This is a genomic window from Gordonia sp. (in: high G+C Gram-positive bacteria), assembly GCF_047600565.1.
GTDB lineage: Bacteria > Actinomycetota > Actinomycetes > Mycobacteriales > Mycobacteriaceae > Gordonia.
The window spans coordinates 2,863,020-2,887,128 of record NZ_JASGKN010000001.1 but is presented as its reverse complement, the minus strand read 5'-3'; the positions used below and the strand labels follow the sequence as shown (position 1 = coordinate 2,887,128).

Sequence of the window (24,109 nt, the reverse complement as noted above, 5' to 3'; positions counted from 1 at the left end):
TCTCTCCACCCGGCCCTCCGGACCGGGCGCGCGGGCACTCGACTCTGCAAGAGTAGTGCCGCGCGCCCGGTTTCGGCCGGATTGCGGGGTGCCGGCCGTCAGGTGGTGAACGACCGTCCGACGCGCTGATCGGTCTCCTGCATGCGGGCGCTGGCTTTGGCGACACCGGTACCCAGACCGTCCAGACGCATGCGGGCGTCGTCGAAGAGCCGGTCCCATTGGTTCTGCGCCGACTGGTACTGGGCGGCGCCGCCGGATTCCCAGCGTGCCGCCAGCGCGGTCACCTGGCGTTTGAGTTGCCCCGAGAGATCCTCGAGCTGTGCGAATTGTCCTTTGAGATCGCCGGACAGATCCCCCAGTCCGGCGAAGTTGTAGCGGATGACCGGTTCGGTCATGATTTCCCCCTTGTGTCGATGGTGGCGCCCGGTCAGGGCAGGGTCAGGCTGCCGGCGGCGGCCTGGGTGATGGCGCTGCCGGCGGCGGCGTCCTGGTCGTCGTATCCCCGGAAGCCGGTGGTCAGCTTGGCCTCGATGTCGTCGAGGGCCTGCTCGAGCCGTGTCGCGGTGGCATGCCAGTCCGTGTGCGTGTGGTCGAACGTGCGGGCGGCGGTGCCTCCCCAGTCCGAGAGGCCGCCGGCCGCCGACGCTTTGATCCGCCCGATGATGCCGCGCATGTCGCCGACGATCCCTTTGATGCTCGACGCGGCGGCCTGTCCGCCGGGTACGTCGAGATTCAATCCGTGTTTCACCTGTCACTCCTTCTCGTCACCGCCGGGCCGACGGTCGGCCCGATCCGGTCGTCTGTCCCGCCGCCGGAGCGGAGGTCGATGTCGTCGCCGGGCCGCGTCTCGGCCATCGGCTGTCCCGGTGTGCCGGCCGGGCAGGTCCAGCCGGGCGCGGGCGCCGATTCGGTGGCCGTCTGTGCGTCGGAGCTGACCGGGCAGCCGGCCGGTGGTTCGACGGCCACCGGGTCGGTCACCGGTGCTTCAGGGATCGACAGCTCGGTGGTCGTGGCGGGTCCCGGCATGCCCACGGTCGCGGGCCGCACCGTCGGCGGCGCCGGGGTCGCCGGGGTCGCGGCCGGGGTTGCCGGCGATGCCGCCGCCGTGACGGCCGGCGCGACCGGTGCTGCCGGTTGAGTGGCCGGGTCTCCGGCGTGCGGACCCGTATCGGGTGCACCGCCCAGGTTCGCCAGGTACTGCGCACCGGCGGTGATGAGCGGCGCCGCACGTTCCAGCAGGTCGGCGGCCTCGGTGAGCGCCGACGCGGTAGCGGGCGGCGCGGTGACCGGTACGGGCGTTCCGGCCGCGATCACGGACGCGGTGGGGCCAGCGAGTTCGGCGCGGGTGGCCGCGACGACGGCGAGAGCCTCCCCGAGTCCTTCGGCGGCGAGTCCGACCGCAGCGGCCTGCCCGGGCGGCGTCGCGAGCAGTGGGCCGGTGGCCGCGATGGCGGCGACGGTCTTGGCGGCGATCCCCTGAAGCTCGGCCAGTCCGGCGGCCACGATCGCCAGGGCGGCCTCGACGTCGGCGGACAGGGCGGTCCCCTGGGCCGCCAGAGCCCCCGAATCCGCCGAGGCCCGGGCCGTCTTCGCGGCAGCGGCCGGCCCGGAGACACCCGTCCACACGCCGTCCAGACCACGCAGGGCCCCGGCAGCGGTCGTCATGCCGGTCTCCAGCGTCTGCGCCGCGCCGGTGAGCGTGACGGTGGGATCGAACGCCCCGCCCGGGAGCGTTCCGTGACCGAAGGTGCCGAGAAGATCGTGGACGGGAGCCAGCAACGTCCCCGGATCGAGTGCCGGCAGGTGCGGAACGGGGAGGCCGGCCAGCAGATCGGACGGTGTCCGGTCGAGAAGTGCGGGCAGCCCGGTCGGTGCGAGGAGCTCGCCGACGGTCGGTTCGGCCGGCGCGGTCATCGGGTCACCCCGGCCGCCGCGACCGCATCCGCGCCGTGGACCGCGGCCAGCCCGCCGAGCGCGGCCGCCGCACTGGCCGACTGCACGCCGGCGAGCGCCGCCACCGACGCCAGGTGATTGGCATGCGCGACGCTGAACGCGGCGAGGAACTCCTGCCCGATCAGTCCGAACGCCGCCGCCATCGCCGCCCCCTGGGCGACGGCGTCGGTGGTACCGGCCGCGCCGGTCGCCGTGGCGAGTGCGGTCTGCGTCGCGGCGAACCCGTGCACCGCCTGAGCCTGCACGATCATCTCGGTCATCGGTGGTCCTTCCCGTCCCGGTCCTGTTCTGACGCAGCGGAGCGCGGTTCGGTTCCCTCGACACGCCCCGCGGCCGGGTCGACGTCGTCGCGGTACTCGGCGAGGAACGCCTCGGTGATCTCCGAACGGCGGCGATCGGCGTCGTCGGCGGCGTCGCGGGCGGCCGCGCAGATCGCCTCACCGAGCAGAGCAGGATCCCCGTGTGCCGCCCCGGCGGCGAGCACCAGGGAGGTGAGCCGGCCGGTCGCGTCGACCGTCGCCACCACCCGCCCTTCGTCGGCCGAACCGGTCCCGGCGAGCGCGGTGAGGTCGTCGTGGGCGCGCGCGCGAGGATCTCCAGACGGGTGGCCGCGTGGGCGACGATCGCGTCGAGAGAGGCCGTCATCGACGTACTCCCCACAGGGCGGCCGCCGACTCTTCCAGTTCGACCACCCGGCGTCTGCTCGCCAGTCCGAGCGCGTCGAGGGTCTCCGCCGGGGTGCCGCGCTCGATGAGGTGCAGCCGATGCCGGTGGTCGGCACCGGCCCGCGCCACCGCACACAGCGCGACGATGCGGGCCGCGAGCCGCTCCGGCGTCACGGACAACTGTGCGCGACCGATCCGCACCGACACCGGAATGCCGTCCGGAGTGGTGGTCACGGTCAGGCCGCCGCAGGGCGAGGCGGCGTGGACGAGGTCGTCGGCGGAGTGATCCATGCCGCTTAGACGCACGCGCGGCGAGTTCGGTTCCATTCCTCCGTCGTGCGCGTGGCATCCCCCGGACACTCCTAGGTTCGTCCGCACCGGAACCACCCCGGCTCCGGACGAGAGGGGATCACCATGACCGACCACGACGTGCACACCGCCGACACCGACACCCTGCCGCCCTGGCTGCGCCCGCCCCACGAGCGTCGGCGCGGACCGGACGACCGCACACCGCCGGCGCCGACGCGATCACCGCTGCGCCGCCCACCGGTGCCCGCACCGGTCACGTCGGCTGTCCCCGCACCGGTCACGCCGGCCGTCGCCGGACCGGGCCCCGCGCTCGACGAGGTGGCGTTGCTCCGCAAGGCGCGGCGGGCGCCGGCAGGCGGATGGCGGCGCGCGGTGCACACGCTGTCGGCGGGGGCGATCAATCCGGGTGAATCGCCGGCAGAGCTGGAGTACCAGGAGCTGCTCGACCGGGTGCGTCGCCCGGTCCGCGGCGACTACCGGATCGCGGTGCTGTCGCTCAAGGGCGGCGTCGGCAAGACGACCACGACGGTCGGCCTGGGATCGACGTTCGCGGCGTTGCGCGGGGACCGCGTGATCGCGGTGGACGCCAATCCCGATCTGGGCACACTCGCGCAGCGCGTGCCGACGCAGACCACGTCGACGGTCCGTGATCTGCTGGCCGACCCGGCGATCCATCGGTATTCGGATGTCCGGGCCCATACGTCGCAGGCACCGAGCCGGCTGGAAGTGCTCGCCTCCGAACGGGATCCGGCGGCCGCCGAGGCGTTCAGCGAAGACGAGTACCGCGGGGTCATGCGGATTCTGCAGCGCTACTACAACGTGGTCCTGACCGATTGCGGCACCGGGATGAGTCATTCGGCGATGGCCGGCGTCCTCGATCTGGCCGACGCGGTGATCCTCGTCAGTTCCCCGGCGCTCGACGGCGCGCGCAGTGCCGGCGCGACACTCGACTGGCTGGCCGGGCACGGGTTCGGGCATCTGATCAGTCGCGCGGTGGTGGTGCTCAGTTCGGCGCGGCCCGGGGCGTCGGCCATCGACATGGATCAGCTCGCGCAGCACTTCCTCAGCCGGTGCCGGGCGGTTCAGACGATCGGATTCGACGACCATCTCGCCGAGGGCGCCGACGTCGACCTCGAACTGCTGAACAAGCGGACCCGGCGGAGTCTGGTCGAGCTGGCCGCGGTGATCGCCGACGATTTCGGCGGCACGAGTCTGCGCCGTCACCCGCCGTTCCTGCCCGACTGACGCGTCACTCGCCGCGCGTATCCGGGAGTCCTGCGGTTGAATGGAGGCTGAAGCACCGGCGGCCGGCCGGTGACAGGAGGTCACATGTCAGCCCCCGAGACCTCGGCGACGGCGGCCACCGCCGTGCCGACTCCCCCGGTGCGTCTCGAGTACCGGACGATCCACGGGTATCGCCGTGCGTTCCGCATCGCGGGCAGCGGTCCGGCGATCCTGCTGATCCACGGCATCACCGACAACTCGTCCACCTGGGACGAGGTGATCGGCGACCTCGCGCGAACGCACACCGTGATCGCGCCGGATCTCCTCGGCCACGGCCTCTCGGACAAGCCGCGCGCCGACTATTCGGTGGCGGCGTTCGCCAACGGCATGCGAGATCTTCTGGTGGTGCTCGGCATCTCCAAGGTCACGGTGGTCGGGCATTCGCTCGGCGGCGGCGTGGCCATGCAGTTCTGCTACCAGTTCCCGCGCTTCGTGGAGCGCGCGGTGCTGGTCGCGCCGGGTGGGGTGAGCGACGGCGTCACCCCGTTCCTGCGCATGGCGGCACTGCCCGGGGCGCGCACCGTCATGCGGGCGCTGTCGCTCCCCGGCGTGCTGCCGGCACTGCGCGGCACCGCGAGGGCGCTGAGCCGCATCGACGACTCCGCCGGACTGCCCGAGCGGCTGGCGCCCCGCCACTGGTTCGTCGACCATCCGGATCTGCTGCGCGTGGTGGGAGATCTGACCGACTCCGAGGCGCAGGCCGCGTTCGTGCGGACGCTGCGGTCGGCGGTGGACTGGCGCGGCCAGTCGATCACCACCCTCGACCGGGCGCATTCGGTGGAGAACCTGCCGCTGCTGATGATCTGGGGCGACCGCGACCCGGTGATTCCGGCCCGTCATGCCGAACTGTTCGGTGCGGTCGTTCCCAGCGCCCAGGTGGAGATGTTCCCCGGTTCCGGGCATTTCCCGTTCCACGACGATCCGGAACGTTTCGTCGGCCTGGTCGAAGACTTCATCGCACTCACCGATCCGATCGAGTTCGATCCGGTCCGGTGGCGCGAACTGATGTCGTCGGGGCAGCGCATCGACGGATTCGACGGCGATCAGAAGCTGCTCGACCAGGTGCGCCTGGCCATGGAGGACGAACGCAACGCGAGCTGACTGAGGTCACCCTCATCCGTTCGGATGACATGCATCACGGTATGGGATGATTCGGTGATGAGCTACCCCCAGCAACCGCAGCACGGCGGTGCTCCCGGTCCGCAGAATCCCGTCCCGTACCAGGATCCGAACATCCCGCAGGCCTATCCGCAGGCACAGCAGCCGTACCCGGTGAATCCGTACGCGCACCCGCAGCAGCCGTACGGTCAGCCGCAGCCCGTCTACAGCCAGCCGCAGCAGCCGTACCCGGGCCAGTACCCCGGTCAGCCGCTCGCACCGGGTTATCCGGTCGCGTACGGCGCGACGCCGCTGGCTGCGGCCGGCTACTCCGACAAGGACAAGACCACCGCTGGACTCCTGCAGCTGCTCCTCGGCGGATTCGGTGTGGGCCGCTTCTACCTCGGCTACTCGGGTATCGGCGCCGCCCAGTTGTGCCTGACCCTGCTCGGGTGGCTCACGTCGTGGATCTTCGGTATCGGCCTGATCCTGGTCGTCGGCGTCGGTATCTGGGCACTGGTCGACGCGATCATGATGTTCACCGGCAAGGTCCCCGATGCCCAGGGAAGGCCGCTTCGATGACCCAGCCGCCCTATCCGGGACCCCAACAGCCGCCGACCGGCCCCCAGCAACCGTTCCCCGGCCCTCCCGCGGGGGTTCCGTTCCAGCCGAACATGCCGCAGCAGCCGATGGCGATGCCCGGCAGCGGCCAGCCGATCATGGAGCAGCCACTGGTCCAGATCGGCGACGTCGTCGTGACGCAGAACCAGGTGATCACTCCCACCGGAACCTTTCCGGTCAAGGGTTCACAATGGGCCGTCACCGACATGTCCACGACCACGGAGAAGATGTCGACGGTCGGCCTCGTGCTCGCCCTCGTCGGATTCTTCCTCGTCTGTGTTTTCAGCCTGTTCTTCCTGCTCATGAAGGACAGGACGACCACCGGCTTCGTTCAGGTCGTCGTCCGGGGCACCAACGGCGTACAGCACGTCACCAACATTCCGGCGACGTCGCCGGCCACCATGGCGGACGTGTCGGCGCGCGTGAACTATGCGCGGTCGGTCGCCCAGATCAACGGCTGAGTCCCGGTCTCCGGTGTCGTTCACGGCCGGCATCTGACGGCACACGGCACCGTTGCGCCTGTGCCGCCGATCAGGTGCCGCAGCAGCCGCCGTCGACGTCGTCGGCACGGCGCACGTCGCGGGTGCGGGCGTTGCGGGCCGTCCACTCCGATTCCGGCGGGTAGTCGACGCGGGAGAGGGTGAGCCCTCGTGCCTGCGCGACCGGTACCTCGGCGCTGCGTGACGTCGCCTGCAGCAGCGCGCGGCACCAGTCGAGGTTCCGGCGGCCGTCGCCCACGCTGGCGACCGCACCGACCAGCGACCGCACCATCGACCAGCAGAACGCGTCGGCCTGCACGGTCGCGGTCAGGACGTCACCGTCACGGATCCAGGTGAAGCACTGCAGTTCCCGGATGGTCGTCGAACCCTCCCGGTACCGGCAGAACGCGGCGAAGTCGTGCAGACCCACCAGACTCGCGGAGGCGGCATTCATGGCGTCCACGTCCAGGGCGCGCGTCCAGTCGGCGGTGGTCCGCGCAGACAGCGGTTCGGCACCCCACCGGGCGTCGGTGAGCCGGTACGTGTAGCTGCGGGACAGGGCCGAGAAGCGGGCGTCGAAGTCGTCGACGACCGCGTCGACGGCCTTCACCCGGACGTCGTCGGGGAGCATCTTCGCGAGCCGCCGCACCAGCCGCGACGGATCGCCGTCGATGGAGCGGGACTGCAGAGACACCGCCGGCACATCGCAGTGGGCCACCTGCCCGGTGGCGTGCACCCCGGCATCGGTGCGTCCGGCGACGGTCAGGCGCACCGGCGCCCGCAGCACCGTCGACAGAGTCGACTCGAGGGTCTCGCACACCGTGCGGCGCCCGGGCTGCGTCGCCCATCCGGCGAAGTCGGTGCCGTCGTAGCCGATCAGGAGACGCAGACGAACGAGCCCGCCGCCGGAGGTACCGGTGGCGGGCTCGTTCATGGGCGTGGCGCTCAGCGCGCTCGCTTACTTCTCGTCAGCCGAAGCGTCGCCGTCTTCGTCGGCGACCGCATCGGCGTTCTCGACAGCGGCGTCATCGGCCTTGTCCTCGACGGCCTCGACGACGTTGTCGTCAGCCTCGTCGGCGACAGGCGCCTCAGCGGCCTCGTCAGCCGGCTTGTCGGCCTTCGCGGCGGCAGCCTTCTTGGACGCGGCGGCGCGCGTGGAACGCGAAGCCTCCGACGACGCGGTCCGCTCCTTCACCAGCTCGATGACGGCCATCGGGGCGTTGTCGCCCTTCCGGTTCTCGACCTTGATGATGCGGGTGTAGCCACCGTCACGGTCCGAGTAGAACGGGCCGATCTCGTCGAACAGCTTGTGAATGACGTCCTGGTTGCGGAGGTCCTTCATCACGTTGCGGCGGTTGGCCAGCTGGCCGGCCTTCGCCTGGGTGATGAGCTTCTCGGCGTAGGGACGCAGACGCTTCGCCTTGGCTTCGGTGGTGGTGATGCGGTCGTGCTCGAAGAGCGCGGTCGCCAGATTGGCCAGAATCGCCTTCTGGTGGCTGGCCGACCCGCCGAGACGGGCACCCTTAGTGGGCTTGGGCATTGTTCTCTCCTAGGAGGTGTTCGTGAGCTACAGCTGCTCGGTCTCGGCGAAGTCCTCGCCCGCGTCGTCGGTGTACGAAGCCTCATCGCTCCAGGTGCCGGTGGCCGGGTCGTAACCGGCGACCTGCGACGGATCGAAGCTGGCCGGGCTGTCCTTGAGGGACAGACCCAGACCGTGAAGCTTCACCTTCACCTCGTCGATCGACTTCTGACCGAAGTTGCGGATGTCCAGCAGGTCCGATTCGGTACGAGCGACCAGCTCGCCGACGGTGTGGACGCCCTCACGCTTCAGGCAGTTGTACGAGCGGACGGTCAGCTCCAGATCTTCGATCGGAAGGCTGAACGCGGCGATGTGATCGGCCTCGGCGGGCGACGGACCGATCTCGATGCCCTCGGCCTCGACGTTGAGCTCACGTGCCAGGCCGAACAGCTCGACCAGGGTCTTGCCGGCCGACGCCAGGGCGTCACGCGCGGTGATGGAGTTCTTCGTCTCCACGTCGAGCACCAGACGATCGAAGTCGGTGCGCTGCTCGACGCGGGTGGCCTCGACCTTGTAGGTCACCTTCAGGACCGGCGAGTAGATCGAGTCGACCGGGATACGGCCGATCTCGGCACCCGTGGCCTTGTTCTGCACGGCCGGCACGTAGCCGCGGCCCCGCTCGACGACGAGCTCGATCTCGAGCTTGCCCTTGTCGTTGAGGGTCGCGATGTGCAGATCCGGATTGTGCACGGTGACACCGGCCGGCGGCACGATGTCGGCACCGGTGACTTCACCCGGACCCTGCTTGCGGACGTACATGGTGACCGGCTCGTCCTCGTCCGAGCTGACCACGAGGCCCTTCAGGTTCAGGATGATGTTGGTGACATCCTCCTTCACGCCGGGAACGGTGGTGAACTCGTGCAGGACGCCGTCGATGCGGATGCTGGTGACCGCTGCGCCCGGGATGGACGACAGCAGGGTGCGCCGCAGCGAGTTGCCGAGGGTGTAGCCGAAGCCCGGCTCCAGCGGTTCGATGACGAACTTGGAACGGTTCTCGGCGATGACCTCTTCGGACAGAGTCGGTCGCTGTGAAATGAGCATTGGTGTGGACTTCTCCTTCGACCGCCCGCTATATGACGGTCTCGAGGGTGGACCCGGCAGTTAGCTGACTGCTGGGTTGATTACTTGCTGTAGAACTCGACGATGAGCTGCTCGGTCAGCGGGACCTCGATCTGCTCACGCTCGGGCACGTTGTGCACGAGGATGCGCAGGGTCGAAGGAACCACCTGCAGCCACGCCGGAACCGGACGGTCGCCGAGGGTCTCCTGGGCGATCTGGAACGGGGTGGTCTGCAGCGACTTCGGGCGGACGTCGATGATGTCGTACTGGCCGACGCGGTAGCTGGGCACATCCACGCGAACGCCGTTCACGGTGAAGTGGCCGTGGCTGACCATCTGGCGGGCCTGACGACGGGTGCGCGCGATACCCGCGCGGTACACGACGTTGTCCAGTCGGGTCTCGAGGATCTTCAGCAGCTCGTCGCCGGTCTTACCCGAGCGGCGGTTGGCCTCCTCGTAGTAGCGACGGAACTGCTTCTCCATGACGCCGTAGGTGAAGCGAGCCTTCTGCTTCTCCTGCAGCTGGAGCAGGTACTCGGTCTCCTTGATACGCGCGCGACCGTGCTGGCCGGGCGGGTACGGGCGACGCTCGAAGGACTTGTCGCCTCCGACGAGGTCGACGCGGAGTCGACGGGACTTCTTGGTTGCGGGGCCGGTGTAACGAGCCATTGGTTTCTCTTCCTCCCTCTCGCTTAGACCCGGCGCCGCTTGGGCGGACGGCAGCCGTTGTGGGGCTGCGGGGTCACGTCGGAGATGGTGCCGACCTCGAGGCCGGCTGCCTGCAGCGACCGGATGGCGGTCTCACGACCCGAACCCGGTCCCTTGACGAACACGTCGACCTTCTTGACGCCGTTCTCCTGCGCCTTGCGGGCGGCGTTCTCGGCGGCGAGCTGCGCCGCGAACGGCGTGCTCTTACGCGAGCCCTTGAAGCCCACGTGGCCCGACGAGGCCCAGCTGATCACGTTGCCCTCGGGGTCGGTGATCGAGACGATGGTGTTGTTGAACGTCGACTTGATGTGAGCGTGCCCGAGCGGAACGTTCTTCTTATCGCGACGGCGAGTGCCCTTCTTGGGCCCGGCAGCGCGTGACTTCGGAGGCATTACTTCTTCTTTCCGGCGATGGTCTTCTTCGGGCCCTTACGCGTGCGCGCATTGGTCTTGGTGCGCTGACCGTGGACCGGCAGGCCGCGACGATGACGCAGACCCTGGTAGCAGCCGATCTCGATCTTGCGTCGGATGTCGGCCTGCACCTCGCGGCGCAGGTCGCCCTCGACCTTCACGTTGGCCTCGATGTACTCGCGGAGCTTCGAGACGTCGGCGTCAGTGAGATCCTTCGCGCGCAGATCGGCCGAGAGACCGGTCCCGTCGAGGATCTCCTTGGAGGTGGTACGACCAACTCCGTAGATGTATGTCAGTGCGATCTCCAGCCGCTTTTCGCGGGGGAGGTCCACACCTGCAACACGTGCCATGTGGCGATTCCTTCACTTGTCAGAGGTCTGCTCCCAGTCCGTCCCGAACTCTGCGTCGGGCCCCGGCCTCTGGTCCGGGGGTAGGCGCGCACTCGTCTGCGCGTGCTGGTGCTGGAAGTTTCATCAAGATGGAGACGATATTCAGTTGTGTTGTTCTTCAAGCGACCTGAAGAAGGACGCTGATCAGCCCTGACGCTGCTTGTGACGCAGGTTGTCGCAGATCACCATGACCCGTCCGTTACGACGGATCACCTTGCACTTCTCGCAGATCGGCTTGACGCTCGGCTTGACCTTCACGTCAGCTTCTCCTTATTTGAAGTTCCGGACTCGCGGGAGCCCGGTGGCCTACTTGTAGCGGTAGACGATGCGACCGCGGCCCAGGTCGTAGGGCGAGAGCTCTACGACGACCCGGTCCTCGGGCAGGATGCGGATGTAGTGCTGCCGCATCTTGCCGCTGATGTGGGCGAGTACCTTGTGGCCGTTCTCCAGCTCGATGCGAAACATCGCATTGGGCAGGGGTTCGACGACACGACCCTCGACCTCGATGGCTCCGTCTTTCTTAGCCATGTCCTCCACGATTCTGGGTCTGCCTGGCGGCATTCCCGGTCGAATCAGTTGTCTTCCGCTACGGTCGGTTCATCGGCGGCTTCTCCGCCCGCGCCGGTCACCTGCGAGGCGACCGGTTGAAGGCATGCGTCACCGCACGACGCACCGAGGTTCTATCGTACGCGGCTCGCCGCGGTAGGCCAAACCGTCGCGCACCGCCCCTGATCTGCGAGACTCGTGTCATGTCCGACAACGCGAACAGCTTTCTCGCCAGCACCGTCATCACGGGTGTGACCCTGTGGATCGCCCAGGTCCTGGTTCCCGACATGTACTTCGATTTCGGCGACGTTCACAATCTGCTCGGCAAGATCCTGATCGTGCTGCTGGTGGCGGCGGTGTTCGGTCTGATCAACGGTTTCCTGCGGCCGATCGTCCGGTTCCTGGCGATCCCGCTGTACATCCTGACGCTCGGCCTGATCAGCTTCGTCATCAACGCTCTCATGCTGATGCTGGCGGGGTGGCTGACCGGCCACATGCCGTGGGGCCTGCACGTCGGCGGCTTCTGGAGTGCGGTGTGGGGCGGCATCGTGATCGGCGTGGTCGGCTGGCTGGTCGCGATGGTGCTGCCGGACCGTCTGACCGACCGCGCGCGGCGCTGACGTGCGCGCCGTCGTCCAGCGGGTCTCGTCGGCCGCGGTGACCGTCGACGGCCAGACCGTCGGTGCCCTCGACCTGGGCGATGGCGAGCTGGGCCTGGTCGCGTTGATCGGCGTGACCCACGACGACGATGCGGCGGCGGCCGCGAAACTCGCCGACAAGATCTGGCGGCTGCGGATCTTCACCGGCGGCGACGGTCCCGAGCGGTCGGCGGCCGACGTCGGCGCCCCGATTCTGGTGATCAGCCAGTTCACCCTCTATGCGAACACCGAGAAGGGCCGGCGGCCGTCGTGGAATGCGGCGGCACCCGGACCGGTGGCGGAGCCGCTGGTCGACGCGGTGGCCGACGGTCTGCGGGCCGCGGGTGCGACGGTGGCGACCGGACGCTTCGGCGCCCACATGGAGGTCGCGCTGTGCAACGACGGTCCGGTCACCCTGATCCTGGAGACCTGACTCGCCCCGGCACGCTCCTGAGCTCCCCACGCTCCTTGAGCCTGTCGAAAGGCCCCCTACGCTCCTTGAGCTTGTCGAAAGGAGCTCGCTTCGACAAGCTCAACGAGCGCGACGAGACGAGCGCGGCGAGTCAGTTCATGCACCACTTGCCGTCGACCTTGCTGGCCGTCTCCGACGGTGACGGCATCGTCTGACCACCGAGCACCATGTCGGCGTCCACCGTGGCGGTATCGCCGTCGATGGTCACCTTCTTGACGTCGATGGTCATGTTCGGCGACACCTTCTCGGCGAGGCCGCCGATGTCGATGCCCAGATCCTTGCCGAGATCGCCGAGAGCGTCGTTGATGTCGCGGGTCAGGCCCATGTCCTCGAACTGTTTGCGTGCCTGCGATCCGCCGCAGAACTGGTCGACGGCCTTCGAGTACTGGCCGGCGCTCATGTACTTGCCGAAGTCCTCGTAGACCTGTGCCACCTCGCGTTCCTGCTTGCGGTCACCGAATCCGCCGCCGTGACCGAGAGGTGTCAGCGCGAGGACGCCGGCGGCCACCACGAGCACCGCCAGCAGTGCTCCGGCGACGATCAGCGGAATCCGCCAGGGCGAGCGTGCCGCCGAGGCGGGTGCGTCGGACGGCGGAACGGTCGGCGGCTGCGGCGGCTGCCCGCCGGGATACGGCTGCCAGCCCTGCGGATCGGAAGGATTCTGCGGACCGGTCATCGTGAACTCCTACTCCCCCGGGCGGACCGTCAGGATGCGCGGCCCGTCCTCGGTGACGGCGACCGTGTGCTCCCAGTGGGCGGCACGCGAACCGTCGTCGGTCACCACGGTCCAGTCGTCGTCGAGGACATGAGTATCACCCGAACCGAGCGTCAGCATGGGCTCGATGGCCAGAGTCGATCCGACGACGAGGTCGGGTCCGCGCCCGGGAGCGCCTTCGTTCGGCAGGAACGGGTCGAGGTGCATCTCGCGGCCGATGCCGTGACCGCCGTAGCCGTCGACGATGCCGAACGGGCGGCCGAACGTCTTCTCGGCGGCGCGGGTACCGGTCTCGATGGCGTGCGAGACGTCGGTGAGGCGGTTGCCGGGAAGCATGGCGGCGATGCCGGCCTCCATGGACAGGCGGGTCGCCTCGGACAGTTCGCGATCGGCGGCCGACAGGTCGCCGACGCCGAACGTCCACGCCGAATCGCCGTGCCAGCCGTCGAGGATCGCGCCGCAGTCGATGGAGACGAGGTCACCGTCGGCGAGCACGACCGTCGACGACGGGATGCCGTGCACCACGACGTCGTTGACCGACGAACAGATCGATCCCGGAAACCCGTGATAGCCCTTGAACGAGGGCACCGCCCCGTTCTCGCGGATCAGCGTCTCGACGATCTCGTCCAGGTCGAGGGTGCTGACGCCGGGTTTGGCGGCATCGCGTGCCGCGACCAGTGCGGCACCGACGATCGCGCCGGCGGCGGCCATCGCGTCCAGTTCGCCGGGCGAACGGAACGGGACCGGCTTGCGCCTACGGAATCGACCCACCGGGTGAGGGTCAGGCCTGGCCGAGAGCCGACATCACGCGCTGGTGGACCTCGTCCACGTCGCCCATGCCGTCGATCTCGGTGATGCGGTCGCCGTAGTAGTCCAGCAGCGGTGCGGTCTCGTCGTTGTAGACCTTCATCCGGTTGCGGATGACGTCCTCGGTGTCGTCGGCGCGACCGCGGGCGAGCATGCGCTCGACGACGGCGTCCTCGTCGACGACGAACGACAGCACGCCGTCCAGCGAGACGTTCATGTCACCCAGGATGCCTTCGAGGGCCTCGGCCTGCTCGACCGAACGCGGGAAACCGTCGAGGATGAAACCCTTGGCGGCGTCCGGCTCGGCGAGCCGCTCACGCACCATGCCGACGGTGATCTCCGGCGGCACCAGGTCGCCGGCATCCAGGTACTTCTTGGCTTCGAGGCCGATGGGCGTGCCCTGCGAGATGTTCGCGCGGAACAGGTCACCGGTCGAGATGTGCGGGATACCGAGCGATTCGGACAGCAGCTCCGCCTGGGTGCCCTTGCCGGCGCCGGGAGGACCGAGGATGACGAGTCTCACTTCAGGAACCCTTCGTACTTGCGTTGCATCAACTGGCTGTTGATCTGCTTCAAGGTGTCGAGGCCGACGCCCACCATGATGAGCAGCGCCGTGCCGCCGAACGGCATGTTCTGAAGTGCGTTGCCGCCGCCACCGATCTGCAGGAACAGGTTCGGCAGGATCGCGATGATGCCGAGGTACAGCGAGCCCGGCAGGGTGATGCGGCTCAGCACGTAACTCAGGTAGTCGGCCGTCGGCTGACCCGGACGGATACCCGGGATGAAGCCGCCGTAGCGCTTCATGTCGTCGGCCCGCTCCTCCGGATTGAAGGTCACGGCGACGTAGAAGTACGTGAAGAAGATGATCAGCAGGAAGTAGGTGAGGATGTGCACCCAGTCGGTGGTCTTCACCAGGTGGTCCTGAACCCACTGCTCCCAGCCGGTGCCGTCGCCGCCGCCGGTGACCATGATGATCAGCTGCGGGATGTACAGCAGCGAGGAAGCGAAGATGACGGGGATGACGCCCGCGGTGTTCACCTTGATCGGAATGTAGGTGGACGAGCCGCCGTACATCTTGCGGCCCACCATGCGCTTGGCGTACTGGACCGGGACCCGTCGCTGGCCCTGCTCGATGAAGACCACGGCGATCAGGATGAGCAGCGCCGCGAACAGGACCAGGCCGAAGACCAGGCCGCCGCGGGACTGCAGGATCTGCTTGCCCTCCGCCGGGAAGCGGGCGGCGATACCGGCGAAGATCAGCAGCGACATGCCGTTGCCGACGCCGCGCTCGGTGATCAGCTCACCGAACCACATGACCAGGATCGCGCCGGCCGTCATGACGAGGACGATCAGGATCAGGGTGAAGATGCCCTTGTCGGCCAGGAACTGGCCGTCGTCGCAGTTGTCGCCGGCACCCTGCAGGAGGTTGCCGTTGGCGGCCAGGGCGACGATGCCGGTGGCCTGCAGCAGTGCCAGCGCCACCGTCAGGTAGCGGGTGTACTGCGTCATCTTGTTCTGGCCGGACTGGCCTTCCTTGCGCAACTGCTCGAAGCGCGGGATGACCACGGTCAGCAGCTGCACGATGATCGACGCCGTGATGTACGGCATGATGCCGATCGCGAAGACCGACAGCTGCAGCAGTGCGCCGCCGGAGAACATGTTGATCAGCGAGTAGATCTGGGCGTTGTCGCCCTGATTCGCCGCGTCGACACACTCGTTGATCTTGCGGAAGTCGACGCCCGGAGACGGAAGCGTCGCACCGAAGCGGTACAGCACGAGGATGCCGAAGACGAAGAAGATCTTCTTCCTCAGTTCTGGCGTCCGGAAGGTCGCCATCAGGCTGGCAAGCACTAACTCCTCCTACCACCGCCGGCCGTGGCCGCGATGCTCAGGCGTCTGACGTCTATAAGTCTTCGATTGCGTGCACCCACCCGGGGCGGCGTGCAGAGGCACCGAACTGAAACTCTAACAGTGAGCCAAGCACCACCGGCCAGGAGCACCGTCTGCGAGTCCGGGAAGTCCGGTTCGCGTCTGGTGCACCTGGCCGGTGATGGTTCAGCTCTCGCGCACAGGCTGTGTCTTACAGCTCGGTCGCGGTACCGCCGGCGGCGGTGATCTTCTCCTTGGCGGCGCCGGTGAACTTGTCGGCGGTGATGTTCACCTTCACCGACAGGTCACCGTCACCGAGGACCTTCACCAGGCGGTTCTTCCGGACGGCACCGGCGTTGACGAGATCGTCGACGCTGATGTCACCGCCCTTCGGGAACAGCTTGGCGATGTCGCCGACGTTGACGACCTGGTACTCGATCCGGTTGCGGTTCTTGAAGCCCTTCAGCTTCGGAAGACGCATGTGGATCGGCATCCGGCCGCCCTCGAAACCGGCGGGCACGTTCTTGCGGGCCTTGGTGCCCTTGGTGCCGCGACCCGCGGTCTTACCCTTCGAGCCCTCACCGCGACCCACACGGGTCTTCTCGGTCTTCGCACCCGGTGCGGGGCGAAGGTGGTGCAGCTTGATCGCACTCATTACTTAACCTCTTCGACAGTCACGAGGTGCCGGACCACGTTGATGAGACCGCGGTTGATCGGGGTGTCCTCGCGGGTGACGGTCTGGCGGATGCCCTTGAGGCCAAGGGTGCGCAGGCTGTCACGCTGGTTCTTCTTGGTACCGATGGTGCCCTTGATCTGGGTGATCTGCAGCTGTGCCATGGTTACGCTCCTGCTCCTTCGGTCGCTGCGGCAGCAGCGGCGGCGCGAGCGCGCAGCATGCCGGCCGGGGCGACTTCTTCGACGGTCAGGCCACGACGGGCAGCGACCTCTTCGGGGCGCTGCAGCGACTTGAGAGCCGCCACCGTGGCGTGCACGACGTTGATGGCGTTGTCCGAGCCGAGGCTCTTGGCGAGCACGTCGGTCACACCGGCGCACTCGAGCACGGCACGCACCGCACCACCGGCGATCACACCGGTACCGGCGCTGGCCGGACGCAGCATGACCACACCGGCGGCCTCCTCACCCTGAACGGGGTGAGTGACGGTGCCACCGATCATCGGGACGCGGAAGAAGTTCTTGCGAGCCTCTTCGACGCCCTTCTGGATCGCGGCCGGAACTTCCTTGGCCTTGCCGTAGCCGACACCGACCATGCCCTGGCCGTCGCCGACCACCACGAGGGCGGTGAAGCTGAACCGGCGGCCACCCTTGACCACCTTGGACACGCGGTTGATGGTCACGACGCGCTCGAGCTGATTCCGCTCCTCGCGATCGCGACCACCGCGCTGGTTGTCGCGACGATCGCCGCGGCCGCGACGCTCGCCGCCACCGCGCTGATCGTTGCTGTTGCTGTTGTTGCCGGCGGGTCCGTTTCCGCCGTCACGCTGACGTCCGGGCATCAGAGGTTCCCTCCGGTCTTGCTGGTGTAGATGGTCATCAGAACTTCAGGCCTCCCTCACGGGCGGCGTCGGCCAGAGCCGCGATGCGGCCGTGGTACTTCTTGCCGCCGCGGTCGAAGACGACCGACTCGACGCCGGCGGCCTTGGCGCGCGAAGCGACCAGTTCGCCGACCTTCTTGGCCTGGGCGCTCTTGTCGCCGCCCGCAGCCTGGACGTCCTTCTCGATCGAGCTGGCGGCAGCCAGGGTCGTGCCGGTCAGGTCGTCGATCAGCTGCACGTGGATGTGGCGGCTGCTGCGCTTGACGGCCAGGCGCGGACGCTCGGCCGTGCCGTTGACCTTCTTGCGCAGACGGTAGTGACGGCGGTTCGTCGCGGTGCGACGACGCGTCGAAGCGTCCTTGCCGATGGGGGTGCGATCGATGGTTTCACTCATTGCTTACTTACCCGTCTTTCCGACCTTGCGACGGATCTGCTCGCCTTCGTAGCGGATGCCCTTGCCCTTGTAGGGGTCCGGACGCCGCAGGCGGCGGATGACCGCAGACACCTGGCCGACCTTCTGCTTGTCGATACCCGAGACCGAGAACTTGGTCGGCGTCTCCACCGCGAAGGTGATGCCGTCCTGTGCCTCGATCAGAACCGGGTGGCTGTAGCCGAGGGCGAACTCGAGGTCCTTGCCCTTGGCCTGGACGCGGTAACCGACGCCGAAGATCTCCATGGTGGTGGTGTAACCCTGGGTCACACCGACGACCTGGTTGTTGATCAGCGAGCGGGTCAGGCCGTGCAGGGCACGGTTCCGGCGCTCGTCGTTCGGACGGGTCACCACGATGGTGTTGTCTTCCTTGGCGACCGTGATCGGCTCGGAGACGGTCAGGCTCAGTTCGCCCTTCGGGCCCTTCACCTTGACGTCCTGGCCGTCGATGGTCACGTCGACACCAGCGGGGATCTCGATGGGGTTCTTACCAATACGCGACATTGTGTTCGTTCCCCCTACCAGACGTAGGCGAGGACTTCGCCGCCCACGCCCTGGTTGGCTGCCTGGCGGTCGGTGAGGAGGCCGGACGACGTGGAGATGATGGCCACGCCGAGGCCGCCCAGGACCTTGGGCAGGTTGGTGGACTTCGCGTAGACCCGCAGGCCAGGCTTCGAGACGCGGCGGAGACCAGCGATGCTGCGCTCCCGGCTCGGGCCGTACTTGAGGGTCACGGTCAGCTTCTTGCCGACCTCGGCGTCCTCGACCTTGTAGTCGGTGATGTAGCCCTCGCGCTTGAGGATCTCGGCGATGTTCACCTTGATCTTCGACGACGGGAGGCTCACCTCGTCGTGGAACGCCGAGTTGGCGTTACGCAGACGCGTCAGAAAGTCTGCGATCGGGTCAGTCATGGTCATGGTTGACCGTCAACCTTTCTCGTAGCGGTTCCCATACAGCGGCCGGATGACCGGTGGGCCTTCCACGAAGTGGACAGTTGTGCAAGGTTCTTCCCTGCCGATGCCGTTGGCTTTTCGCCGGCACCGGCGGGGTATGAAGTTGTGGTTCCCGGGGGCACAGTTCACCCAGGCAACCGCTCAAGTGTGCCAAACCCGGGCCGATAAGGCCAAATCGCGGCTTCCCCGACGGCCCGTGGGCCATCCTGATGGTCGTACGTCACCCTGTGGGGAGGGAATCGACTTGCCTGTCTTTCTTCGACGCCTCGTTCCGGTCACGGTGCTTCTGGCGGGCCTGGCTCTGGTCCCGGTGGTGGCCGCACCCGCCGGGGCGGATCCGGGCCGGACGGTGTGGGCGTGCCATCCGCGAATGCACGACGACCTGTGCGACGGGTCGCTGGCCACCACGACCGGGTATCCGCCTCGGACGGTGGGCTACCGGAAGGCGTCCGACCCGAAGGTCGACTGCTTCTACGTCTATCCGACGTCGACCACGCAGACGACGCCCAACTCGGATCGCCGGATGACACCGGAGATCGCCCGCTCGATCGTCGAGCAGGCCCGGATGTTCTCCCGCGTCTGCCGGATGTTCGCGCCGATGTACCGGCAGGAGACGTTCGCGGCGCAGCCGAACAAGCAGTCGTACGTGTACACCCCGCAGGCGGAGATCGCCTATCAGGACGTCCGGTCGTCGTGGAACGACTATCTCGCGCACGACAACCACGGCCGGGGCGTCATCCTCATCGGTCATTCGCAGGGCGCCGCGCACCTGGCACGTCTGATCCGCGAGGAGATCGACCCCGATCCGTCCGAACGCGGCCGGCTGGTCGGGGCGATCCTGGGCGGCAGCCCCGTCTACACCGCGACCGGAAAGACCTCCGGCGGCATGTTCGCGAACATCCCGGCCTGTACACGGACCGGGCAAGCGGGCTGCGTGACCGCTTTCGTCACCATGGACGAGAACGTGAAGGACGTGCAGGCTCCGGTCGGCGGCGACTACTGGCCGTACCCGTATCCGAAGCCGGATCCGGCGAAGTTCGAACGGATCTGCACCGATCCGGCCCGTTTGAGCGGCGCGAAGAGTCTGACCCCGTTGATCAACCTCGACTACCCGTTCGGCGGTCCGCTGCTCGGCGGCGAAGCGCTGGGATGGCGGGAGCTGCCGAACGCCGTCCACTTCGAGATGTGTGCGCCGCGGTGAATCGCATTGGCTGGCCGAGGGCTTCAACGGAACGCCCGATCCGGTGCTGGCGGCGATGGTCCCGCTCATGACGAAGAACGGCAACTGGCATGTGCCCGAGATGAATGTGGCGATGGGCAATCTGATCCGGATCGCGCAGAGGCAGACCCGCACCTACCTGGCGCGCTGACCGCCCGTCAGCGGCCGGGGCGGCCGTCGTCGTCGCGGTGCTTGAGCGACTCGCGGCGCAGGAGATAACCGGAGACCAGGGCGACGACGCCGCCGGCGACGATCCCGAACACGTGGTCGTTCAGCACGAGCGTCAGGATGACGGCGACGACGGCGCCGAGGAGGATCGCGGTCGCCCACACCTGCGCCGCACTCGCCTGATGGAACATGCGTCCATCTAACTCACGCGCGCCCAGCTTGTCGACGCCTGAGCCCCTCCCCCACGCTCGTCGAGCCCCTCCCGCTCGTTGAGCCCGTCGAAGCGAGCCTCCCCACGCTCCTTGAGCTTGTCGAAGCGAGCCTCCCCACGCTCGTTGAGCCCGTCGAAGCGAGCCCAACGCTCGTTGAGCCTGTCGAAGCAAGCCTCCTTTCGACAAGCTCAAGGAGCGTGGGGGCTCAAGGAGCGTGCGGGCTCAAGGAGCGTGGGGCTCCCGCTACTTGATGGGTGGATCGGCGGGCAGGACGTGTTCGCCGGTCTTGTCGCAGGCCAGGGCCAGCGACGAGATGTACTGCTTGCTGCCGTCCGGGGCGGGCAGCGCCGAGGCCAGCATGTCGGGACGCTCGAACTCGGTCTGGGTGACGCAGCACCACAGCTTGGCGTCGCTCGGGTTGCCGTTCTCGTCGAACATCGGCAGGTCGATGCCGTCGTTCTTGCGCCGCAGGTAGTAGCGCCCCTTGGTGGCGATCGCGAGGATCGGCGGGAGCACGACGGCCAGTGCCGCCGCCACCAGCGGCGAGTACGGCGCGATGCCTTCACCGAAGACCCCGAAGAACACCATGATCGAGGCGCCCGCGGCGACGATCACCGAGACGAAGCCGACCGGGTTGATCGCGTACAGCATGCCGCGACGGAACTCCGGCGTCTTCGGGCTGATCTTCAGGATGTGCTTGTTGACCACGATGTCGGTGGCCACCACCACGATCCAGGCGATACCGCAGTTGGCGTAGAAGTTGAGCAGCTCGGACAGGAAGCTGAACATGTTCGACTCCATGAGCACGAGTGCGATGACCAGGTTCACGACCACGAACACGAGGCGGCCCGGGTAGGTCTTGGTGACACGGGTGAACGAGTTGGTCCACGCCAGCGACCCCGAGTAGGCGTTGGTGACGTTGATCTTCAGCTGCGAGATGACCACCAGGATCACCGCGAGAGTCATGGCGAGCCAGGACGGCATGAAGTCCTCGTAGATCATGACGAACTGGTGCACCGGCTCGTTGGCGACGCCGGTGCTGTCGGCGACGTGGCCGATCAGGTAGACGGCCAGGAAGAGGCCGGCGATCTGCTTGAACGCACCGAACAGCACCCAGCCCGGGCCGGCGGTGATGACCGCGGTCCACCACTTGCGGTTGTTCTCGGGAGTCTTGGGCGGCATGAAGCGCAGGTAGTCGATCTGCTCGGCGATCTGTGCGATCAGCGACAGGCAGACGCCGGCGCACAGCATGATCCCGGCCCAGCTGACGCCTTCACCGAGCGGCTTGCCGTCGGAGTCCACACCGGAGAAGCTCAGGAAATCGCTCACCGATCCGGGGTGCGCGGCGACCAGGTAGATGAACGGGCCGACCATCATGATCAGCCAGAGCGGCGTGGTCCACACCTGCAGTTTGGCGAGCGCCTTCATGCCGTAGATGACCAGCGGCAGCACGATGAGCGTGGATGCCAGATAGCCGATCCACAGTGGTATGCCGAGGCCGAGTTTGAGGCCCTGCGCCATGATCGAGCCCTCGAGGGCGAAGAAGATGAACGTGAACGACGCGAAGATCAGGTTCGTGACCACCGAACCGTAGTAGCCGAAGCCGCTGCCGCGGGTGATCAGGTCGAGGTCGATGTTGTAGCGGGCCGCGTAGTAGGCGAGCGGGAATCCGGTCACCACCACGACGGTCGCGAACAGCAGGATTCCCCACAGTGCGTTGCCGGTGCCGTGGGCGATGCCGATGTTGGCGCCGATGGAGAAGTCCGCGAGGTAGGCGATGCCGCCCAGTGCCGACGTGGCGACCACGGCGGTGCTCCATCGGCGGTAGCTGCGTGGCGCATACCGCAGCGTGTAGTCCTCGAGTGTCTCTTTGAGCGCTTCACGCTCCGCGGGATCGGATGCGCTGGGCTCCGATCCCTTCACGACCACATCGGTCATGGCTTCTCCCTCGTCGTGGACGGCCCCTCGCCGCCCGTGTACGACGAACCTACGAATGCGGCGTGTAGCCCTCGATGCCCCGATATTGCGGTTGCGTTACCGGGGCGCCGAGGTGTTACATCCGCTGTCGGCCGCGCAGCGTGTCCCAGACTCGTCGTGGAGCCGTCATCGAACGCGTGGGCGCGATGAGCAGCGCTATACGGGGGAGTTGGGACAGGAAGCGCGGGTCAGGCGGTGCCGGTGCGGCGCCGGGTCCGGAACGCGACGGTCGCCGCGAACACGATCCACAGGCCGACGAGGACGACGGTCAGCCGAATGCCGAGGGTCTCGAGGTCCGCCGAGCCGACCGCGGCCACCACACCTCCCCAGCCGAACGTGTCGGCGCCGACACCGGCGAGCTGGACGATGGCGACCAGGATGGCGACGGCCGCGGAGATGCCGGTCATCACCAGGGCGTAGGGCACGGCGCGGCGGCGCGGTCCGGTCACGTCGTCGACAGGCTGCCAGGCGTAGGCGCGACGCATGAGGGCGCCCTGCGCGGTGTCGAACAGCGACATGCCCGCGGCGAACAGGATCGGCAGTGTCATGACCGCCCACCACGGGACCTGGCCGAGGGTCGCCGCGCCCGCCATCGCCAGCAGGCCGATCTCGGTGGCGGTGTCGAAGCCGAGACCGAACGCGAACCCGACGCCGAACATGCGGGACGGACGATCGATCAGCGACTCGAAGCGGCGCATGAGCCACCACATCGGGCCGCCCTGGGGCGCCGCATCCTCGGCCCGCCGGGCCTGGATCAGCGACCAGATGTTCACGCCGGCGATCAACAGCAGGAAGATCGACGAGACCGTGGGCCCCCAGATCCCGCTGAACAGGTGGACCCCGGAGTCGTCGTTGCCGATGGCGTGGGCGGCGGCACCGATGCCGAGCGCGAGCGCCGCACACAGCAGCACGACCACCATGGAGTGGCCGAGGGAGAACCACAGGCCGACGGTCGATGCGGGTCGTCCGCGGGTGACGAACCGGCGGGTGGTGTTGTCGATGGCGGCGATGTGGTCGGCGTCGAAGGCGTGCCGCATGCCGAGTGCGTAGGCACCGAGTCCGACGGCCAGCGCGGCCGGTCCACCGACCTCGTAGCGCACCCCTGACGGCACGACCACGAGAAGCAGAAGCCCCCAGCCGACGATGTTGAGTCCGGCGATCACCGCGGCGGCGACCGGCCACGACGACAGGCGGCCGACGGGAGCGGTGGGCGAGGTCTGCTGTGTCATACGAGGGTTCCCATCTGTGCGTTCTGGTTGTCGGTGGTGGAGGCGAGGGCGTCGGCGCGCCAGGCGTCGAAGACGTCTTCGAGTGGGCTGTGGTGGAGGCGGTGACCGAGGTGGCGGGCCAGGGCACCGGGACCGGCGAGGGCCATCGCACCGCGCTCGTCGGCCGGTCGGCGGCCGGCGATCAGCACCGTGTCGAACACGCGCGCCTCGCCGAGGATGCCCGGCACCGGCCGGTCTCCGCGGACGTCGGTGTCCTCCACCAGCAGCGGCACGTCGTCGTACGAGATCTGTGAGACGAGCCGGGCGCGGCCGCCCCGTTCACCGCTGCGGCCGAGGACCGTGGTCTCGCGGATCACGGCGGTCGCCCCGGCCTCGGCCGTGACGGTCAACGTCCGGGTCAGGTCGGCGCCGTCGGCGACGACGGTCTCGCGCCCCATCCACAGCAGCGTGGCGTCGGCACCCAGCACCACGTCGACGGTCCAGACCGACGGCTCACCGACCACGTCGGCCGTATCCGGGCGCCCGGTGCCGTAGGCGACGGTGCCGCCCACCTCGGTCAGTTCCAGGGTGCAGCCGTCGCCGACGCGGATCCTCACATCGAGCCGGTCGCCGCCGAGCAGCATCGCCCCACCGGCCACCAGCGCGAGGTGCGCGGTGGTCTCGGTGCGGTCGAGCAGGCGCGGCACCAGCACGGTGCCCGCGCCCGCCGACATCGTCACGCGGGCCCGGGGGGCGGCGCGCTCGATCTCGACGACGGTGGACTGCATC

Annotated in this window: 35 protein-coding genes and 1 pseudogene; 8 read left to right on the top strand and 28 right to left on the bottom strand. The window is 68.1% G+C overall.

Annotated elements, in window-relative coordinates; genetic code table 11:
* Positions 1 to 98: 98 nt before the first annotated feature.
* From QM774_RS14205 to QM774_RS14180, 6 genes and pseudogenes are all read right to left on the bottom strand, one after another.
* Positions 99 to 395, bottom strand: a complete 297-nt coding sequence (locus tag QM774_RS14205) for a WXG100 family type VII secretion target (protein WP_414976496.1) — start codon at positions 393 to 395, stop codon at positions 99 to 101.
* 32 nt (positions 396 to 427) lie between these two features.
* The gene (locus QM774_RS14200) at positions 428 to 748 is read right to left on the bottom strand and encodes a WXG100 family type VII secretion target (protein WP_414976495.1); all 321 of its coding nucleotides are present in this window, start codon (positions 746 to 748) and stop codon (positions 428 to 430) included.
* Positions 745 to 1,914 (bottom strand): hypothetical protein, encoded by a 1,170-nt coding sequence (locus QM774_RS14195; protein WP_414976494.1) that lies wholly within the window; start codon positions 1,912 to 1,914, stop codon positions 745 to 747. The genes QM774_RS14200 and QM774_RS14195 overlap by 4 nt, the downstream gene beginning before the upstream one ends.
* Positions 1,911 to 2,213: a hypothetical protein gene (locus QM774_RS14190; RefSeq protein ID WP_414976493.1), complete on the bottom strand. Its 303-nt coding sequence runs from the start codon at positions 2,211 to 2,213 to the stop codon at positions 1,911 to 1,913. Before QM774_RS14190 ends, QM774_RS14195 begins: the two co-directional genes overlap by 4 nt.
* Positions 2,210 to 2,524 (bottom strand): annotated as a pseudogene (locus QM774_RS14185) (YbaB/EbfC family nucleoid-associated protein); the annotation flags it as partial. The gene QM774_RS14190 and the pseudogene QM774_RS14185, both read right to left, overlap by 4 nt.
* Positions 2,525 to 2,594: 70 nt before the next feature.
* The gene (locus QM774_RS14180) at positions 2,595 to 2,909 is read right to left on the bottom strand and encodes a hypothetical protein (protein ID WP_414976492.1); all 315 of its coding nucleotides are present in this window, start codon (positions 2,907 to 2,909) and stop codon (positions 2,595 to 2,597) included.
* A gap of 123 nt (positions 2,910 to 3,032) precedes the next feature.
* On the opposite strand from QM774_RS14180, the gene QM774_RS14175 reads away from it, so the two are divergent.
* The 4 genes from QM774_RS14175 to QM774_RS14160 all read left to right on the top strand — a co-directional run bounded on the left by QM774_RS14175 (position 3,033) and on the right by QM774_RS14160 (position 6,391).
* Entirely contained in the window at positions 3,033 to 4,172 is a 1,140-nt protein-coding gene (locus tag QM774_RS14175) for an AAA family ATPase (protein ID WP_414976491.1), read from the top strand.
* Between the two features lie 84 nt (positions 4,173 to 4,256).
* Positions 4,257 to 5,312 (top strand): alpha/beta fold hydrolase, encoded by a 1,056-nt coding sequence (locus tag QM774_RS14170; RefSeq protein WP_414976490.1) that lies wholly within the window; start codon positions 4,257 to 4,259, stop codon positions 5,310 to 5,312.
* Positions 5,313 to 5,369: 57 nt separating this feature from the next.
* Positions 5,370 to 5,891 carry an NINE protein gene (locus QM774_RS14165; RefSeq protein WP_414976489.1) on the top strand — a complete coding sequence of 174 codons (522 nt, stop codon included), beginning with the start codon at positions 5,370 to 5,372 and terminating at the stop codon, positions 5,889 to 5,891.
* Positions 5,888 to 6,391, top strand: coding sequence for a hypothetical protein (locus QM774_RS14160; protein ID WP_414976488.1), 504 nt, complete (start codon positions 5,888 to 5,890; stop codon positions 6,389 to 6,391). Before QM774_RS14165 ends, QM774_RS14160 begins: the two co-directional genes overlap by 4 nt.
* 70 nt (positions 6,392 to 6,461) lie before the next feature.
* Here QM774_RS14160 and truA read toward each other — a convergent pair whose 3' ends face one another.
* The 8 genes from truA to infA all read right to left on the bottom strand — a co-directional run bounded on the left by truA (position 6,462) and on the right by infA (position 11,081).
* Positions 6,462 to 7,343, bottom strand: a complete 882-nt coding sequence (gene truA / locus QM774_RS14155; protein ID WP_414976487.1) for a tRNA pseudouridine(38-40) synthase TruA — start codon at positions 7,341 to 7,343, stop codon at positions 6,462 to 6,464.
* 24 nt (positions 7,344 to 7,367) lie between these two features.
* Positions 7,368 to 7,949, bottom strand: coding sequence for a 50S ribosomal protein L17 (gene rplQ / locus QM774_RS14150; protein WP_414976486.1), 582 nt, complete (start codon positions 7,947 to 7,949; stop codon positions 7,368 to 7,370).
* Positions 7,950 to 7,976: 27 nt separating this feature from the next.
* Positions 7,977 to 9,029, bottom strand: a complete 1,053-nt coding sequence (locus QM774_RS14145; protein WP_414976485.1) for a DNA-directed RNA polymerase subunit alpha — start codon at positions 9,027 to 9,029, stop codon at positions 7,977 to 7,979.
* An 80-nt stretch (positions 9,030 to 9,109) separates the two neighbouring features.
* Positions 9,110 to 9,715: a 30S ribosomal protein S4 gene (gene rpsD / locus QM774_RS14140; protein ID WP_414976484.1), complete on the bottom strand. Its 606-nt coding sequence runs from the start codon at positions 9,713 to 9,715 to the stop codon at positions 9,110 to 9,112.
* A gap of 23 nt (positions 9,716 to 9,738) precedes the next feature.
* Entirely contained in the window at positions 9,739 to 10,146 is a 408-nt protein-coding gene (gene rpsK, locus QM774_RS14135) for a 30S ribosomal protein S11 (RefSeq protein WP_414976483.1), read from the bottom strand.
* Positions 10,146 to 10,514, bottom strand: a complete 369-nt coding sequence (gene rpsM / locus QM774_RS14130) for a 30S ribosomal protein S13 (protein ID WP_414976482.1) — start codon at positions 10,512 to 10,514, stop codon at positions 10,146 to 10,148. Before rpsM ends, rpsK begins: the two co-directional genes overlap by 1 nt.
* A gap of 183 nt (positions 10,515 to 10,697) precedes the next feature.
* Positions 10,698 to 10,811 (bottom strand): 50S ribosomal protein L36, encoded by a 114-nt coding sequence (gene rpmJ, locus QM774_RS14125; RefSeq protein WP_009679193.1) that lies wholly within the window; start codon positions 10,809 to 10,811, stop codon positions 10,698 to 10,700.
* Positions 10,812 to 10,859: 48 nt separating this feature from the next.
* Positions 10,860 to 11,081 (bottom strand): translation initiation factor IF-1, encoded by a 222-nt coding sequence (gene infA / locus QM774_RS14120; protein WP_005187701.1) that lies wholly within the window; start codon positions 11,079 to 11,081, stop codon positions 10,860 to 10,862.
* A 221-nt stretch (positions 11,082 to 11,302) separates the two neighbouring features.
* Here infA and QM774_RS14115 point away from each other — a divergent pair, with 221 nt between their 5' ends.
* Both QM774_RS14115 and dtd read left to right on the top strand, forming a co-directional pair.
* Positions 11,303 to 11,719, top strand: coding sequence for a phage holin family protein (locus tag QM774_RS14115; protein ID WP_414976481.1), 417 nt, complete (start codon positions 11,303 to 11,305; stop codon positions 11,717 to 11,719).
* A gap of 1 nt (position 11,720) precedes the next feature.
* A complete protein-coding gene (gene dtd, locus QM774_RS14110; protein ID WP_414976480.1) occupies positions 11,721 to 12,170 on the top strand; it encodes a D-aminoacyl-tRNA deacylase in 450 nt (149 codons plus the stop codon).
* 130 nt (positions 12,171 to 12,300) lie between these two features.
* Here the strand turns inward: dtd and QM774_RS14105 are convergent, their stop codons facing one another.
* The 10 genes from QM774_RS14105 to rpsH all read right to left on the bottom strand — a co-directional run bounded on the left by QM774_RS14105 (position 12,301) and on the right by rpsH (position 18,500).
* The gene (locus tag QM774_RS14105; RefSeq protein ID WP_414976479.1) at positions 12,301 to 12,885 is read right to left on the bottom strand and encodes a hypothetical protein; all 585 of its coding nucleotides are present in this window, start codon (positions 12,883 to 12,885) and stop codon (positions 12,301 to 12,303) included.
* A gap of 9 nt (positions 12,886 to 12,894) precedes the next feature.
* Positions 12,895 to 13,695, bottom strand: coding sequence for a type I methionyl aminopeptidase (map, locus tag QM774_RS14100; RefSeq protein ID WP_414976478.1), 801 nt, complete (start codon positions 13,693 to 13,695; stop codon positions 12,895 to 12,897).
* A 10-nt stretch (positions 13,696 to 13,705) separates the two neighbouring features.
* Entirely contained in the window at positions 13,706 to 14,254 is a 549-nt protein-coding gene (locus QM774_RS14095; RefSeq protein ID WP_414976477.1) for an adenylate kinase, read from the bottom strand.
* Positions 14,251 to 15,582 (bottom strand): preprotein translocase subunit SecY, encoded by a 1,332-nt coding sequence (secY, locus tag QM774_RS14090; RefSeq protein WP_414976476.1) that lies wholly within the window; start codon positions 15,580 to 15,582, stop codon positions 14,251 to 14,253. The genes QM774_RS14095 and secY overlap by 4 nt, the downstream gene beginning before the upstream one ends.
* A gap of 229 nt (positions 15,583 to 15,811) precedes the next feature.
* Positions 15,812 to 16,255: a 50S ribosomal protein L15 gene (rplO, locus tag QM774_RS14085; RefSeq protein WP_414976475.1), complete on the bottom strand. Its 444-nt coding sequence runs from the start codon at positions 16,253 to 16,255 to the stop codon at positions 15,812 to 15,814.
* Positions 16,255 to 16,437, bottom strand: a complete 183-nt coding sequence (gene rpmD, locus QM774_RS14080; protein ID WP_414976474.1) for a 50S ribosomal protein L30 — start codon at positions 16,435 to 16,437, stop codon at positions 16,255 to 16,257. Before rpmD ends, rplO begins: the two co-directional genes overlap by 1 nt.
* Positions 16,438 to 16,439: 2 nt before the next feature.
* Positions 16,440 to 17,114 carry a 30S ribosomal protein S5 gene (gene rpsE, locus QM774_RS14075; RefSeq protein WP_414976473.1) on the bottom strand — a complete coding sequence of 225 codons (675 nt, stop codon included), beginning with the start codon at positions 17,112 to 17,114 and terminating at the stop codon, positions 16,440 to 16,442.
* 37 nt (positions 17,115 to 17,151) lie between these two features.
* Positions 17,152 to 17,547 (bottom strand): 50S ribosomal protein L18, encoded by a 396-nt coding sequence (rplR, locus tag QM774_RS14070; RefSeq protein WP_414976472.1) that lies wholly within the window; start codon positions 17,545 to 17,547, stop codon positions 17,152 to 17,154.
* 3 nt (positions 17,548 to 17,550) lie between these two features.
* Entirely contained in the window at positions 17,551 to 18,087 is a 537-nt protein-coding gene (gene rplF, locus QM774_RS14065; protein ID WP_414976471.1) for a 50S ribosomal protein L6, read from the bottom strand.
* Positions 18,088 to 18,101: 14 nt separating this feature from the next.
* On the bottom strand, positions 18,102 to 18,500 hold the full coding sequence (rpsH, locus tag QM774_RS14060) for a 30S ribosomal protein S8 (RefSeq protein ID WP_414976470.1): 399 nt from the start codon (positions 18,498 to 18,500) through the stop codon (positions 18,102 to 18,104).
* Positions 18,501 to 18,780: 280 nt separating this feature from the next.
* Here rpsH and QM774_RS14055 point away from each other — a divergent pair, with 280 nt between their 5' ends.
* Together QM774_RS14055 and QM774_RS14050 are read left to right on the top strand one after the other, a co-directional pair.
* Entirely contained in the window at positions 18,781 to 19,737 is a 957-nt protein-coding gene (locus QM774_RS14055) for a DUF3089 domain-containing protein (protein WP_414976469.1), read from the top strand.
* On the top strand, positions 19,724 to 19,906 hold the full coding sequence (locus tag QM774_RS14050) for a hypothetical protein (protein ID WP_414976468.1): 183 nt from the start codon (positions 19,724 to 19,726) through the stop codon (positions 19,904 to 19,906). The genes QM774_RS14055 and QM774_RS14050 overlap by 14 nt, the downstream gene beginning before the upstream one ends.
* Positions 19,907 to 19,913: 7 nt before the next feature.
* Here QM774_RS14050 and QM774_RS14045 read toward each other — a convergent pair whose 3' ends face one another.
* From QM774_RS14045 to QM774_RS14030, 4 genes are all read right to left on the bottom strand, one after another.
* Positions 19,914 to 20,114, bottom strand: coding sequence for a hypothetical protein (locus QM774_RS14045; protein ID WP_414976467.1), 201 nt, complete (start codon positions 20,112 to 20,114; stop codon positions 19,914 to 19,916).
* A 264-nt stretch (positions 20,115 to 20,378) separates the two neighbouring features.
* A complete protein-coding gene (locus QM774_RS14040) occupies positions 20,379 to 22,073 on the bottom strand; it encodes a purine-cytosine permease family protein (protein ID WP_414976466.1) in 1,695 nt (564 codons plus the stop codon).
* A gap of 227 nt (positions 22,074 to 22,300) precedes the next feature.
* The gene (locus QM774_RS14035; RefSeq protein ID WP_414976465.1) at positions 22,301 to 23,341 is read right to left on the bottom strand and encodes a HoxN/HupN/NixA family nickel/cobalt transporter; all 1,041 of its coding nucleotides are present in this window, start codon (positions 23,339 to 23,341) and stop codon (positions 22,301 to 22,303) included.
* A complete protein-coding gene (locus QM774_RS14030; protein WP_414976464.1) occupies positions 23,338 to 24,108 on the bottom strand; it encodes an urease accessory protein UreD in 771 nt (256 codons plus the stop codon). Before QM774_RS14030 ends, QM774_RS14035 begins: the two co-directional genes overlap by 4 nt.
* Between the last annotated feature and the right edge of the window lies 1 nt (position 24,109).